Annotated in this window: 13 protein-coding genes; 6 read left to right on the top strand and 7 right to left on the bottom strand. The window is 39.7% G+C overall.

Annotation, left to right across the window (positions count from 1 at the left end; translation table 11 throughout):
- Positions 1-55: 55 nt before the first annotated feature.
- A complete protein-coding gene (locus ACTHRG_RS00410) occupies positions 56-250 on the bottom strand; it encodes a hypothetical protein (protein WP_076256972.1) in 195 nt (64 codons plus the stop codon).
- 273 nt (positions 251-523) lie between these two features.
- Here ACTHRG_RS00410 and ACTHRG_RS00405 point away from each other — a divergent pair, with 273 nt between their 5' ends.
- Positions 524-712 carry a YkvS family protein gene (locus tag ACTHRG_RS00405; RefSeq protein WP_009331029.1) on the top strand — a complete coding sequence of 63 codons (189 nt, stop codon included), beginning with the start codon at positions 524-526 and terminating at the stop codon, positions 710-712.
- A gap of 142 nt (positions 713-854) precedes the next feature.
- Here the strand turns inward: ACTHRG_RS00405 and ACTHRG_RS00400 are convergent, their stop codons facing one another.
- Positions 855-965, bottom strand: a complete 111-nt coding sequence (locus ACTHRG_RS00400; protein ID WP_019381647.1) for a DUF6254 family protein — start codon at positions 963-965, stop codon at positions 855-857.
- Positions 966-1116: 151 nt separating this feature from the next.
- Here ACTHRG_RS00400 and ACTHRG_RS00395 point away from each other — a divergent pair, with 151 nt between their 5' ends.
- The gene (locus tag ACTHRG_RS00395) at positions 1117-1728 is read left to right on the top strand and encodes a lysostaphin resistance A-like protein (protein ID WP_440230420.1); all 612 of its coding nucleotides are present in this window, start codon (positions 1117-1119) and stop codon (positions 1726-1728) included.
- A 185-nt stretch (positions 1729-1913) separates the two neighbouring features.
- Positions 1914-2600, top strand: coding sequence for a hypothetical protein (locus ACTHRG_RS00390; RefSeq protein WP_286147867.1), 687 nt, complete (start codon positions 1914-1916; stop codon positions 2598-2600).
- Positions 2601-2644: 44 nt separating this feature from the next.
- Here the strand turns inward: ACTHRG_RS00390 and ACTHRG_RS00385 are convergent, their stop codons facing one another.
- Positions 2645-3703, bottom strand: a complete 1059-nt coding sequence (locus ACTHRG_RS00385; RefSeq protein WP_440230419.1) for a YkvI family membrane protein — start codon at positions 3701-3703, stop codon at positions 2645-2647.
- 196 nt (positions 3704-3899) lie between these two features.
- Between ACTHRG_RS00385 and ACTHRG_RS00380 the strand changes: the two genes are divergently transcribed.
- Positions 3900-6053, top strand: coding sequence for an AAA family ATPase (locus tag ACTHRG_RS00380; protein WP_440230418.1), 2154 nt, complete (start codon positions 3900-3902; stop codon positions 6051-6053).
- A 46-nt stretch (positions 6054-6099) separates the two neighbouring features.
- Here the strand turns inward: ACTHRG_RS00380 and ACTHRG_RS00375 are convergent, their stop codons facing one another.
- The 3 genes from ACTHRG_RS00375 to ACTHRG_RS00365 form a co-directional block, all read right to left on the bottom strand.
- Positions 6100-7794 carry a M3 family oligoendopeptidase gene (locus ACTHRG_RS00375; RefSeq protein WP_076256966.1) on the bottom strand — a complete coding sequence of 565 codons (1695 nt, stop codon included), beginning with the start codon at positions 7792-7794 and terminating at the stop codon, positions 6100-6102.
- A 137-nt stretch (positions 7795-7931) separates the two neighbouring features.
- A complete protein-coding gene (locus tag ACTHRG_RS00370; protein ID WP_076256964.1) occupies positions 7932-8387 on the bottom strand; it encodes a MarR family winged helix-turn-helix transcriptional regulator in 456 nt (151 codons plus the stop codon).
- A 101-nt stretch (positions 8388-8488) separates the two neighbouring features.
- Positions 8489-10072, bottom strand: a complete 1584-nt coding sequence (locus ACTHRG_RS00365; protein ID WP_440230417.1) for a bifunctional metallophosphatase/5'-nucleotidase — start codon at positions 10070-10072, stop codon at positions 8489-8491.
- 130 nt (positions 10073-10202) lie between these two features.
- On the opposite strand from ACTHRG_RS00365, the gene ACTHRG_RS00360 reads away from it, so the two are divergent.
- A complete protein-coding gene (locus ACTHRG_RS00360) occupies positions 10203-11702 on the top strand; it encodes a PAS domain-containing sensor histidine kinase (protein WP_076256959.1) in 1500 nt (499 codons plus the stop codon).
- Positions 11703-11736: 34 nt separating this feature from the next.
- Here the strand turns inward: ACTHRG_RS00360 and ACTHRG_RS00355 are convergent, their stop codons facing one another.
- Positions 11737-12729, bottom strand: coding sequence for a phosphotransferase enzyme family protein (locus tag ACTHRG_RS00355; RefSeq protein ID WP_076256957.1), 993 nt, complete (start codon positions 12727-12729; stop codon positions 11737-11739).
- Between the two features lie 146 nt (positions 12730-12875).
- Here ACTHRG_RS00355 and ACTHRG_RS00350 point away from each other — a divergent pair, with 146 nt between their 5' ends.
- Complete coding sequence (locus ACTHRG_RS00350) at positions 12876-14111, top strand: MFS transporter (RefSeq protein WP_076256955.1); 1236 nt, start codon at positions 12876-12878, stop codon at positions 14109-14111.
- Positions 14112-14135: the final 24 nt, after the last annotated feature.

Below are 14135 nucleotides of genomic sequence, written 5' to 3'. Positions count from 1 at the left end.
CTGATGTAATCAAGTGTCTTTGCTATGTGCTATCTATTTCAGCTTCATACCTTTATCAGCTTCGGGGTGAATCTAAATATTGATAAATAACATGTCCGCCTCTCTGTGCGATTCCGCGAAAATGCTTAAAGTCCTCCCTTTTTACGATGACACTGCGAAAAGGAAGAAAATCTTCTTTAGACACATGATATTCAGAGATGATTCCATTTTTTAATTGTTCGAGCACTTCCTGAATTTGTTCATGATTCATTATCCAGAACTCCTTTTATTTCATTCTTTCTTAATCATAAATAAAGTGCTGCTAATTTTGAAGCATCAAATAGTATATTTGCATATCGATGTTTTTTTCTGAATATTAAATATTTTAATGTAAATAAGAATTTTATCTGGTATAATATTACCAACCTAAAGAATGTAACATTTTACCTTAGCAACACCGAATTGCAAAATTCTTTACGCATTTCAAAATATAGTGCAAACTGTTACTACCAGCGAAAGAAATGGACAAAAGGAGAGATGCTTTTTGAAGAAAGCAGAAGTTGGCAATATTATTGAATTCCGTGATGGACTACAGGGTATTGTAGAAAAAGTAAATGAGAATTCTGTTATTGTAGATTTAACGTACATGGATAACTACCGGGATCTTGAATTAGATCAGAGAACAGTTGTCAATCATAAAAATTATAAGGTTGTCAGAGAATCAGCAGTATAAAAAAAGAAAAAATGAAAGCGTATTCTTACGTCCCTTTAAAAAGCAGCTCTTTTGCTGCTTTTTGTTTTGCCTTTTGTGTGATCCGAACCATCGGCCATTTACGGCTCCACAGTTATGGCCTCCTGTTTAGGAGGCCGTAATTTTATTCTTTCTCCCCTGACAGCTCTTTTAAGGATTTCACTTTTCCATGTGGATGCTGATCCTGCTTTCTAACTGTCCAGGCACGCTCTTTTTCTCTTTTTGATTTCGTCATTATACATACCTCCCTTCATATGGGCTTATGATTAGCATTTCTGCATTATTTTATCTTAGCGTTACCAAAGAAATCTTTTCCTTACTTTTTATGTTTGTTTTTTGTTAGAATAGTGTTTGGTTATTTTTTTGCTTGAAAGGAGTTAAATCAATTGAAAAATATTGTTGCAGATGTCCGTTTTATTGGCGGGCTGGTATTCGCACATCTGCTTATGTATTTTACATTTCAGGATAAATCAATTTTTTGGTATATCTTTTCTGCCTCTTTACTGCTGCTAATCAGTTACTCCATCATAATGGAGGAAGTGGAAGACAAGGCTTCTTTTGGAACATACATTACCTATGGAACTCTTTCAGGTTTTCTTTTATACGGACTATTCTGGACGGGATACAGTTTATTTGATTTGCTCAGCCTCCCCTTAGTTAATCAGGTTGAACAATTATACGGCCGATTTTCACCTTCGTTTATTTGGCACTATATTGTGCTTATATTAATCATAGTTCCAGGAGAAGAGGTGTTTTGGAGAGGGTTTGTTCAGAAAAGATTAATGAAACATACGACAGTTAAGGTAAGCATCATTATATCTTCTCTCCTCTATACTTCTGTCCATTTTTATTCAGGATACTGGATGCTCGCTTTTGCAGCATTAATTGCAGGTCTCTTTTGGGGATGGCTATATGCCTGGAAAAGAAGCATTCCCTTAGTAATCGTCTCCCATCTTATTTTTGACTTGTTATTATTCGTTCTGCTCCCATTTAATTAGATTTCCACAGACGCAGAGATGAACAGACAATTCTTCATGAATTGTCTTTTTTTAATTCTTGTTAAGTGTTGTCGATGATTTACATAAATGGTAATGTACAAGTAAATAGGAATTTATATGTAACTCTTTTATTTCAAATACGTCTAATTATGCAAAGGCGCTGACAGACAACGGGAGGATGGAACATGATGAAAATTATGGCGAAATTTATGTTAATGCTGGGTGTTATAGGTGCTATCCTGGCAGGGTGCGGAACAGCTCAGAATGATTCCGGCAATGGAGCAGGACCTGGGCAAAATGAAGAAGATAGAGGTTCGGAAGAACAGGATGGACAAGAACAAAGTGAAGAAGAAGAATCATCAGAAGATGGCACAGATGGAGAAGGTAATAGTGTAATAAGGATCCTTGAGCAGAATATGACTTATTCAGTTGAGGGTGAGACGAAGGATGACACAGCCTTCCTGAAGCATAGTGATAATCAAAATTATTCGATGTATGTTCTGCCGGCATATGAGCTAACTGCCGAGGAACCAAATAAAGATGTACTCTACCTCTCGGAAAATGATCAGATATTCATGCGAATTGAACTCCTTCCGAACGATGCAGATTGGGATATGATCGAAGAAAACACTAAAGCACAGCTTGAAGCTGTCAGCGAAAACGTACAAACATCCAAAGCTCCTTCAGATGATTTTTACAAAAATGCTTCTGTAATGAAAGCAGAAGGAAACGGTGAGAAGGTTTCTGCCTATCTTGTGAAAAATGACGATCTTTCACTGAAGCTCACTATATTCAATAAAGAAGACGCTGACCATGAAGATGCTTTCCTGCAGATGGCGAAAACCATTATGAAAGAGAAGCCGCAAGAGTAATATAAGCGAAAGAGATCCATGTAAAAGGATCTCTTTTCTTTTTTTTAGGCTTTTTTCCCCTTACTTCCATCATCAAACGGCTTCATCCAAAGAAGAATAATAAAGGTCAGACTTACATATCCAAAAATCGGATATAAGTAGGATAGCAATGTCCCATAATTGATTAAACTGATAAAGTAACAAACGACAAAGATAAAGCCCACAATAATAATACTTGGTACGGAAAAGTGTTTTTTTACCTGTCTCTCAATGCCAAACACATTCCCGATAACAGATGTGAAAATCTCCCCATAGATGACAAACACAAAAATCCAATAGAACGATGATGCCAATGTCTTTACAATGGCGGCCATCGGGATATCATATGCCTCCAGATTCGGCAGCATCATCAGTGATAAATGGCTGGAAAGCAGGATGAGTGTCAATGCGGCTCCCCCAAGATATCCTCCCCATTTAATTGTCCGGTCATCATTTATTTCAGAAGCCACAGGCACCAGGACTGCCTGCGCCAATGTTAAATTTAGGGCAGTATAGGAAAACGGAGCCACTACCGCCTTCCAACCATCTTCGGCATATGGGATAAACAGAACCTGATCTGCAAAATCAGGAAGCTTCATGCTTACAAACAATAAAATAAAGCTAAATGCAATCATCATCGGAACAACAAATGTATTAACAGCAAATAATCCGCGAATACCCACTATCATTGTAATAATCGTTAACCCTATCGTTACGAGCAATCCTGCAGTCTTGCTGATGCCAATCTGTTCCTCAAACACGGCTCCTGCACCTGACAGCATAACTGCGCAAACGCCAAGGAGCATAAACAGCATCAATATATTAATGGCAGACCCAAAAAATCTTCCAAATAAATATTCATTTAGTTCCTGATAGGATGCTGCCTTTATACGTGCAGAGATTCTCATTAATTTGGAGCCGAGAAAAATAAAGATATAACCGCTCATCAGTATCCCAATTAAACCGATAAAACCAAATCGGGAAAAAAACTCTACAATCTCCCTGCCAGTGGCAAAGCCCGCTCCCACCACGGTTCCCACATAAACGGCAGCGATCTGGAAAGCTGCCCCCCAATTCGTCTTCACTTAATCTCCTCCTTCCTTTCCAATATATGTAGGGTGGTACAAACAAAGACGAGCTTTTTGCATTAAAGATAAACTGCATATTGGATATAAATCCCAAAACAAACTACTTGAAAGTCAAAGAAGGTCAAATTATAATGCTGGTATAAGGTCAAATATAGTCAAAGTCAGACCAAATTTATTAATGGAGGTATGCAGAATGCTTTGTCAAAAATGTCAATTAAAAAAAGCAAACGTACAATTAAGATTGAAAGTGAATGGAAATGAACGAAACCTTAACCTTTGCCAAAGCTGTTATCAAACTGAAAAGCAAAAAAGCCTTACTTCCTTTGGGCCTGCTTTGAGCGGCTTTTCAGGTTTTGGCCAAGTGCCTTTAGAAGATTTCTTTAAAAAGATGGCATCCTCTCAAGGAAATGAAAACTACCAGCCTCTAAAAGAAGCGCCGGGACACTATCAGGGCAACGGCGGATTTATCGATCAATTCGGACGAAATCTTACACAGCTTGCAAAAGCTGGTTTAATTGACCCGGTCATCGGACGGGACGAAGAAATAAATCGTGTGACTGAAATATTAAATAGAAGAAGCAAAAATAATCCTGTCTTAATAGGTGAACCGGGAGTGGGTAAAACTGCTATTGCCGAAGGGCTGGCCATTAATATTGCCGAGGGGAGAGCCCCAAAGAAACTACAAAATAAAGAAGTCTATTTGCTTGATGTGGCATCCCTGGTTGCAAATACCGGCATTCGCGGCCAATTCGAAGAACGCATGAAGCAGCTGATTTCAGAGCTTCAGACTAGGAAGAATATTATTCTATTTATAGATGAAATCCATTTGCTTGTCGGAGCAGGGTCAGCAGAAGGGTCGATGGATGCCGGCAATATATTAAAGCCTGCCCTTGCACGGGGAGAGCTGCAAGTAGTCGGAGCCACCACATTGAAAGAATACCGCCAGATTGAAAAGGATCCGGCGCTTGAGCGCAGATTCCAGCCTGTACAAGTAAATGAGCCGACTGCTGATGAGGCAGTTGACATCTTATTGGGGCTGAAACAAAAATATGAAGACTATCACGAAGTTTCTTTTACAGAAGATGCCATAAGAGCGTGTGTGCAGCTGTCAAGCCGCTATATTCAGGACAGGTTCCTTCCTGACAAAGCTATTGATCTAATGGATGAAGCAGGTTCAAAAATGAATCTTCAGTCAGGATATATACCGGCAGAAGATATTGAAAAACAGCTGAAAGAAATCAGCAGGCAGAAAGAAATTGTCTTAAAGGAAGAAAAATATGAAGAGGCTGCAAAACTCCGTGAAGAGGAATTAAAACTCCAGCACGCATTAAATGGAGAAAACAAGGCTGAAAGGCCAGTTATCGAAACAAGCCTTATTCAGGAGATTATTGAGAAGAAAACAGGGATTCCCGTCGGCAAATTAGCTGAAAATGAACAGGAGAAGATGCAAAACCTAGAGGAAAATCTTGCACAAAAAGTAATTGGACAGCGCGAAGCCGTACAAAAAGTTGCAAAAGCCATCCGCAGAAGCCGTGCAGGACTTAAATCCAAGCACCGTCCAATTGGGTCTTTCCTATTTGTCGGGCCAACAGGTGTCGGGAAGACTGAATTAACCAAAACACTTGCGGAGGAGCTGTTCGGGTCAAAAGACAGCATGATCAGGCTTGATATGAGTGAATATATGGAAAAGCATAGCGTGTCTAAAATTATCGGTTCCCCTCCTGGATATGTAGGTCATGAAGAAGCAGGGCAGCTGACCGAGAAGGTACGCAGAAATCCTTACAGCATTATTCTGCTTGATGAGATAGAAAAAGCACATCCAGATGTACAGCACATGTTCCTTCAAATACTGGAAGATGGACGCCTGACAGATAGCCAGGGCCGCATTGTCAGCTTTAAGGATACAGTCATTATCATGACAAGCAACGCAGGAGTTGGACAAAAAGAAGTCCATGTTGGATTTGGTGCAGCAGATGCCGTCAAAGAATCCAATATTCTGGACTCGCTCGGCAGCTTCTTTAAGCCGGAATTTCTGAACCGATTAGATAGCATTATTGAATTTAAAGCTCTGGAAAAAGAGCATTTACTAAAAATTGTTGACTTAATGCTCAATGAGCTGCAGGAAACATTAAATGAACAGGAACTTGAATTGACTATTAGCCAGGAAGTTAAGGAAAAATTAGCAGAAGACGGATACCACCCTGCTTTTGGGGCAAGGCCATTAAGAAGAATCATCCAGGATGAGCTGGAAGATAAAATTGCAGATTTCATCATCGGCAATGGAGGGAATAGCCATTTACAGGCTGAGCTGGAAAGCGGCTTAATTGTCATTAAACCATTGCGCTAATAGGATGGAAAAGAGCCGGAGTTCATAACCGGCTCTCTTTTTTATTTTATAAACCTTTATCATTCACTGATTTTAGCCAATTCTCAATTTCCCCGATAACAGACTGGACACAACCCTCTTCAAAAGGAGAAATCAATCCAGCTTCTTTAACAAGTCCAGTGAAAGGCTTGCTGCCGCCAAGCTGGCATAGTTTTAAATAATCCTTCCAAGCCTCTTCCTGATTCTCCCTGGATCTTTTCCAAAACTGGAATGCACAGATTTGGGCCAATGTATAATCAATATAATAGAATGGTGAATTGTAGATATGACCCTGACGCTGCCAGAATCCTCCGTTCTCTAAATACTCGTTGCCATCATAATCTTTATGCGGCAAGTATTTCTTCTCAATTTCTCTCCAAGCCTGTTTTCTTTCCTGCGGTGCTGCTTCCGGATTTTCATACACCCAATGCTGAAATTCATCAACTGATACGCCATAAGGCAGGAAAAGAAGTCCCCCGCTCAAGTGTGAAAACTTGTATTTTTCCGTATCCTCCTTAAAGAAGCCTTCCATCCAGGGCCATGTAAAAAATTCCATGCTCATGGAATGAATTTCAGCTGCTTCATAGGTTGGCCAGTTATATTCAGGTATTTCAAAATGACTGCTTGAATAGACCTGGAATGCATGTCCTGCTTCATGGGTAAGAACATCAATATCTCCTGAAGTCCCATTAAAATTAGAGAAAATGAATGGGGACTTATAGTTTTCAATGTAAGTGCAATAGCCGCCCCCTGCTTTTCCCTTTTTGGCTACCAGGTCCATAAGATTATTTTCTCTCATGTATGAGAAAAATTCACTTGTTTCACCGGATAACTCATCATACATTTTTTGTCCGTTTTCAATAATCCAGTCAGGATCGCCTTTCGGTACGGCATTACCCGTTTTAAATTCAAATCCTTCATCGTAAAATTTAAGCTTATCAACGCCAATGCGCTCTCTTTGCCTTTCCTTAAGCTTCGTGGCGATTGGAACGATGAAATCCTTCACCTGCTTACGGAAGTTTGCAACCATTTCCGCGTTATAATCTGTCCGGTACATGCGGAAGTAAGCCAGTTCAACGAAATTCTTGTATCCAAGCTTATGGGCGATCTCTGTTCTAACCCTGACAAGCTCATCATATATACGGTCAAGTTCATCTTCATTTTCAGCCAGAAAACCAAAGCGGGCCTCACTTGCTTTTTTACGCATTTCACGATCTGTAGATTGTGTAAATGGCTCCAATTGGGCAAGTGTGCGTTCTTCACCTTCAAAATCAATCTTGGCTGAAGCAATTAATTTCGTATATTCTGAAGAAAGCTTATTTTCTTTTTGCAAAAGCGGTACAATCTCTGGCGAGAACACCTTCAATTGGGCTTCTGCAAGTGCAAACAGCTGATTTCCCCAGCGATCTTCAAGCTCTGCCCTGAACCTGGAATTAACCAAAGCCTGATAATACTTTGTAACAAACCCTTCTACTTCAGGCTGAATTTCATCCATATAATCCTGTTCTGCTTTGTAAAATTCATCATTCGTATCTACTGAATGCCGGATATAGCATAGGTTGAACATGGTACCGACATCATTGCGAATATCATTAATTTCTTTCATAGCCTGATTTTGCTGTTCTGCAGAAGCTGCAACTTCGAACTTTTCAAGCGCTGCTTCAAATCGCCCCTTTATTTTCTCAAGATTCGGACGATCATATGTATAGTCTTCAAATCTCACATTACTGCCCCCTCGTGTATATGTATATCGATTTATAAACAAACCACTAAACTATTTCGACAATATTTGGATTATTCCTTCCCTAAACATATCTTATCTGCCACAAAATAAAAAACAGCCCGTCAAGGCTGTTTAAATTAATTTCCCACATTTTTGTCATGGGAGATTGATAGTCCAAGCTTCTTTAATACCTCAATGGCTGCAGCTTTTTCTTCTGAAGTCAGCTCGTTCATAAGTGAATGTATATGTTTTTCATGGTCAGGAAAAATATTTTCAATAAATGCTTTTCCCTCATCTGTAATTTGCGCAAAGGTAACTCTTCTGTCCGTCGGGCATGCTACCCTTTTTAACAGGCCTTTCTGCTCAAGCTTGTCCACTACATATGTGATGCTCCCGCTGGCCAATAGTATTTTCCCGCCGATCTGCTGCAGAGGCTGGTCCCCTTTATGATAAAGAAGCTCCAAAACTGCAAATTCAGTTGGATTTACTCCGTAAGTTTGTATTCGTTTATTTACATTTTCATTAATAGCCCGGTATGCCCTGGACAGGACGATAAATAATTTCAACGATTGGTCAATTTGTTCAGACCCCATTTTATCCAATCCCTTTACCTTTTATTGAGTAGCGTTTACATCAATCAATTCTCAATCATTATAGAAAACAGTAAGAAAGCTGTCAATTTAACAAATCAGGATCATTTGCCGGCTGAAACCTCCCAATTGCAGTTCAGTGTCGGGATTACCTTTCCCTTTTCAGAAAAATAGCCGGCAAGCAATTCAGTCATATCGGTTAATATTTCTTTCACCACGGGTTTGTCCTTGAACATATAATATCCTCCGCCTCCTGCAGCCCGGTAATTGTTCATTACTGCATGGTACTCGCCATCCTCCCTGATAGGATGTCCCTTATAAAGAAGCTCGGTGATCCGGCTGCCCCTTGGGCGGGAAACATCTATTTTATATTCAATTCCTTCCCACATGTCGTAATTATAATGCTGTGGCTTCGGATATGAAAATTCAGGATTCACTATAATTTCCCCATCACTGTTCAATTCAAAATAAGATGCTGACCGCTCTAAAGCATCCTTAATGTCCTTTCCGGAAATTCTTAGGACGCATAGAGAATTGGGATATATATAATTAGAAACAATTTCTCTCATCGTTACTTTAGATTTGAAACCTGGTGCTCCCTCATGAAACAGCGCCGTACAGGAAATATCAGCACCAGCAGCTTCCATTTGCACTTTATTTATGAATTCAATCAGCGGATGCTCATTAAGGCGCGCTTTGAAAATATCTTTAATCACCATGTCTCCTTCAATTTCACCTATCACTGTATCAAGCCAATTCTGGGTTTTGGATTCATAATAACCGGCAAGCTGAAGGACCTCATGATCAGGCATAATTCCATTGGGATAAATCAGGGCAGAGTTTTTTTCATCAATCAGCCAATCATTGTGTCTTTTTCTGAATTTTACTGTAACCTTTGCAAGCGCCTGGCCGTTAAATCCCGGCTGAACAATAGATACACCATTCACTTGCTCCCCTTCAATAAAACGGTGCTGATGCCCGGTAATCAGAACATCAATACCTGGGACATCTGTACAGATTCTGTAGGCTTCATTTTCTCCTGTTTGTTCTTCTGTCAGTTCACCTGTTTTTATATCCTTTTCAAAGCCCCCATGGTATGAGACGATAATCAAGTCCGGCTTTTCTTCCTCCTGGATATAGGAAACCCACCTTTTCAAGCTGACCACCGCAGATTCAAATGAAAGCTGCTCAATATGCTGCCTTTTCTCCCAATTTGGAATATACTGGGTCGTGACACCTATTACCGCAGTTTTCAAACCATTTGCAAAGGTTTTTATTTTATAAGGAAGCCCGAAATAAGTTTCTTTTGTTGAATTGAATAAGATATTAGCTGAAAGCCAAGGAAAATTGGACTCACTGACCGCTCTTGCAAGGGTGTTCTTTCCATAGTTAAATTCGTGATTTCCGATAACAGCTGCATCATATTCAAGTTTATTTAAGATCTGTATCATAGGATTTTTTTGATTTTTCAGGTACCTGGAATAATAATAAGTCAGAGGAGTTCCCTGGATCAAATCACCATTATCAATTAGTATGGAAATCTCAGATTGTTCCTTTTCTCTCTTTATTAACGCTGCAAGCTTGCCCAGACCGTGCTCAGCGTTTTCATCCGTTCCATAATAATATGGATAAACATGTCCGTGGACATCACTTGTAGCTAAAATGGTGAGTAAAGCTTCCGATTTCATCAAACCCCTCCTTACATATAAAATAACATTCCTTTGAAAGAATTAAACCTCTTTTAACACATAATGGTATAATATTGTTAATGTCAGTTAGCTAAGGACAAATTAACCTAATTAATCTGGAGTTACCCTCATGAATAATCGAAACAGAAATTTCCTGCTTTATTTATTCGCAGTAATTATTCCCACTTTAGCCGGCAGCATCTTTTTGTTTATGGATTCTGTTAAACAAAATGATATGGAAAGACTCGAAGAAGCAAAATGGATTGGCTCGATACACCAAAGAAGCTGGGACCAGTTTATTTCCGAGACCGTGACCACACTTGAGATGCTTTCGCTGACTGCCGGAAGTGCTGACACACCTTCTGAAAAGCTTGAACCTCTGCTCCAAAAAGCCAATCAAATGGATCCTCGTTATGGAGGAATTTACCTTCTTGATCGCAGCGGAATGGTTCTTACAGGATCAAATCAATTCTTAGCAAACTCAGATTTATCTGAGAAGAAATATCTTAAAGAGGTATTGGTAACGAAAGATATTGTTATTTCCAATACTCCTGAAACACTAACAAATGGGCAAACAGTCGTTGGGATAGGAAAGCCGGTATTGAATGACGATGGAGATGTAATCTCTATTATTGTGGCACATATGAGAGTGGATTACGTACAAAATATTATGAGGCTCCTCACTCCTGATGCCCGGCTTTCAGTTCTTAATTCTAAAAGGGAAACAATTATGGACATCAATATGAATGGAGACTCTTCATTTTCCAGTCAAAATAGCATTACAATTCCGATTGACAGGCTGCCTTGGAGTGTAAAAGTGGAATTTCCGCCAAGAGACATGCTGAAAATTATTAAGGACGCTTTCCTGGCAATACTTGTATTAACCATTTTAATTCATATTTTATTTCTCTTCATAAAATATTTAAGGCTGAAAAAACAGGCTGAAAAAGAAAAAAAGGAAAATGAACTGCAAAAACTTGAACTGGTAGGTACTCTGGCTGCCAGCACAGCCCATGAAATCAGGAACCCTTTAACAGGAATAAAAGGCCTTATACAGCTATTGAGTGAAAAATATACGAATACACATGACCAGTATTATTTTTCTGTCATCAATGATGAGATAAGCAGAATCAATGAGATTGTCAGTGAATTTTTAATTCTCGGTAAACCCACTGCTCAAAAAATGGATGCTATGGATTTGAGAAGTGTTATAAAGGAATTAGAACCTTTAATACTTTCTGAAGCTAATTTACACAATGTCACTTTTGAATCTGTTTTTTCAGATGAACCCGTCATAGTCGATTGCACGAAAGATCAGATGAAACAGGTGATCCTGAATTTGACGAAAAACGCTTTTGAATCAATGCAGGACGGCGGAAAACTAACGATAAAGCTGAATAAAATGCAATCCAGATGTCAGCTTAAGATCGCGGACACAGGCTCCGGTATTCCAGAAGACAAAATAGAAAAAATATTTCATCCATTTTATACTTCAAAGGAAATGGGTACAGGTCTTGGGCTTGTGGTCTGCAGGCGCATTGTGCATTCTTTTGGCGGTGAAATATTTATTACAAGCGAAGTAAAAAAGGGTACTCATGTAGATATTTTTCTGCCTATCAAAAACCCATAAAAGGGAAGGTGCATGATCCCAGGCACCTTCCCTTTTAGCTAAAATATATTGGAGAGTTTCTCTCAATTCGATCCTTTATCAACTTCATCATTACTAATAGCTGAGGATTCCTGTCCTCAGGTGCGATTTTTTTATGGAGAACGGAATACAGTGTGATATCCCTTAGCCGCAGGAATAAAGGCAGGTGTTTTTCCAGGTCACCGGGAATTTCATTCTCCAGCTGATATCCGTCCAAAAAGGATTCCAGGAACATCCTGCCAAAGATATTCACTTCTTCCGGGTCCGCCTCTTTAAACTTATATAAAATTGAATAATACAGAGGAATGGCGATATCAGTCGCAAACCAATGATAACAGCAATCATCAAAATCAAACACTTGTATATCTTTTCCGTCATAAAAAAAGTTTCCGGAATGAATATCCGTATGAATAAGACCATAGTTGTTTATATGCTTTGGCAATGTGTGAAGCAGATTCAATAAATCCTTCGTATTCTTAATAATTAATTGATCTTCTTTGGGTATATATTTTTCAACGGTCAGCAGTTCTTCTTCATCCCATTGAATACGCTGTACAATGCCAGGAGAAGGAACATATGATTTTGTGGCTGCATGCATTTTCCCCACTGCTCTTCCCCATGCATGATATAACTCCTGATTGAATTCCGTTGAACGAACATCGATTGGTTTTCCCTCTGCTTTTGAAAACACGCTTGCATAAAAGACAGAGCCATCACCAGCTTCCAGGGCTTCAACCATATTCCCATTTTGTGAAGTCATTACCTTTGGAACCTTCAAACCTTCTGATCTTAAATAACTCATCCAGTCAACTTCAGATAAAAGCTCCTCCAGCTTGCGATGTGTCGAATGGGTAATTCTCAATATTAGCTCTTCCCCATCTTTTGAAGCTTGAAAGACATAGTTTTCAAAATCACCCAGCTTTTTATAATTCACGGTATTCAAAGAATAGATACTTAAGAAATGATGGAGGAAGTTGTCCGTCATTAAAGCATCAACTGCTTTTTCCATTAGCTCCCCTGCTCTCGTCCTTATTCTGAATAATGTAAATTATATAATATTTAACGGATTTTCAAAATAGCTATTTTGATAGACTCGTGAATAAGGTACACTATATTTAGTTTTACGAAATGTTCAGAAAGAAGGAGACTTACATTATGAGTGCTACCGCTGCTAAAATCTATCCAAATTCTGATCCGCAGCAGAAAACAGCCTATCGGATATTATTCATCATTGGCCTTTGCCACCTATTGAATGATTCCATCCAATCCGTTATCCCAGCTATGTTTCCGATCTTGGAAAAGTCTATGGGGCTTACCTACTCACAGCTGGGAATGATTGCTTTTTCGTTAAATATGGTTTCTTCCATCATGCAGCCTGTCATTGGGATGGCCACTGATAAAAAACCGTTCCCTTTTGCCTTGCCAATCGGCCTCACATCAACTTTATTTGGTGTATTAGGCCTGGCTTTTGCTCCAGATTATAAATGGATCATTCTTTCAGTTCTATTCATTGGTTTGGGTTCGGCTGTGTTCCATCCTGAAGGTTCAAGGGTAGCATATATGGCAGCAGGCCAGCGCAGGGGTCTTGCTCAATCAATTTATCAAGTTGGCGGTAACACCGGACAGGCACTTGCTCCCATCATTACAGCCCTCATACTTGTTCCACTGGGACAAATAGGGGCTGCCTGGTTTACCGCAGTTGCGGCAATTGCAGTTGGACTGCTGATTTATATTGCATTCTGGTATACAGGACGTCTTCAGCAGGAACTGACCGCCACTAAACCGCGGAAAGATTCAGGTGCACGCCAAAACAAAAGAATTCCCAGAAAGGTGTGGGGAGCCCTCCTCCTGGTTCTTTTTTTGATTTTTGCCCGTTCATGGTATATCTCAGGGATGACAAATTTCTATGCTTTTTATGCCATTGAGAAATATTCTTTCTCTATAAGTCAGGCACAGCTCTTCTTATTTGCATTTTTAGTATCAGGTGCGCTGGGTACGTTTTTTGGCGGACCGCTCGCAGATCGGTTTGGAAAGAAACAGATTATTTTTCTTTCAATGATCCTCACTGTTCCCCTTTCCCTCCTGATTCCTTTCGTGCCTTCAGCTATTGCATTTGTCATGCTTGTGGCGGGCGGATTTATACTTATGTCAAGCTTTTCTGTGACTGTTGTATACGCACAGGAACTCGTTCCCGGAAAAATCGGCACAATGGCTGGATTGACAGTAGGGCTGGCATTTGGTATGGGGGCGATAGGCTCCGTTGCTTTGGGCTATCTGGCCGACACTCTTGGACTGGCCAATATGATAATATTTACAGGGTTTCTTCCCGTTTTGGGATTGCTGACTTTATTGCTTCCCCCGGATGAAAGGGTTTCAGAATGGAATAATTAAAAAAGAGGAGGTGCTCCCTCCTCT

Origin of the sequence: Cytobacillus sp. SAFR-174 (assembly GCF_051964675.1) — a bacterium.
Lineage (GTDB): Bacteria > Bacillota > Bacilli > Bacillales > Cytobacillaceae > Cytobacillus.
This window is presented reverse-complemented; position numbering and strand designations above follow the sequence as displayed.

Excerpts from the sequence above, each read along its gene's own strand:
- ACTHRG_RS00360 (WP_076256959.1), top strand. The coding sequence starts at position 10,203 with ATGAATAATCGAAACAGAAATTTCCTGCTTTATTTATTCGCAGTAATT.
- ACTHRG_RS00380 (WP_440230418.1), top strand. The coding sequence starts at position 3,900 with ATGCTTTGTCAAAAATGTCAATTAAAAAAAGCAAACGTACAATTAAGA.
- ACTHRG_RS00350 (WP_076256955.1), top strand. The coding sequence starts at position 12,876 with ATGAGTGCTACCGCTGCTAAAATCTATCCAAATTCTGATCCGCAGCAG.
- ACTHRG_RS00355 (WP_076256957.1), bottom strand. The coding sequence starts at position 12,729 with ATGGAAAAAGCAGTTGATGCTTTAATGACGGACAACTTCCTCCATCAT.
- ACTHRG_RS00365 (WP_440230417.1), bottom strand. The coding sequence starts at position 10,072 with ATGAAATCGGAAGCTTTACTCACCATTTTAGCTACAAGTGATGTCCAC.
- ACTHRG_RS00400 (WP_019381647.1), bottom strand. The coding sequence starts at position 965 with ATGACGAAATCAAAAAGAGAAAAAGAGCGTGCCTGGACAGTTAGAAAG.
- ACTHRG_RS00390 (WP_286147867.1), top strand. The coding sequence starts at position 1,914 with ATGATGAAAATTATGGCGAAATTTATGTTAATGCTGGGTGTTATAGGT.
- ACTHRG_RS00370 (WP_076256964.1), bottom strand. The coding sequence starts at position 8,387 with ATGGGGTCTGAACAAATTGACCAATCGTTGAAATTATTTATCGTCCTG.
- ACTHRG_RS00410 (WP_076256972.1), bottom strand. The coding sequence starts at position 250 with ATGAATCATGAACAAATTCAGGAAGTGCTCGAACAATTAAAAAATGGA.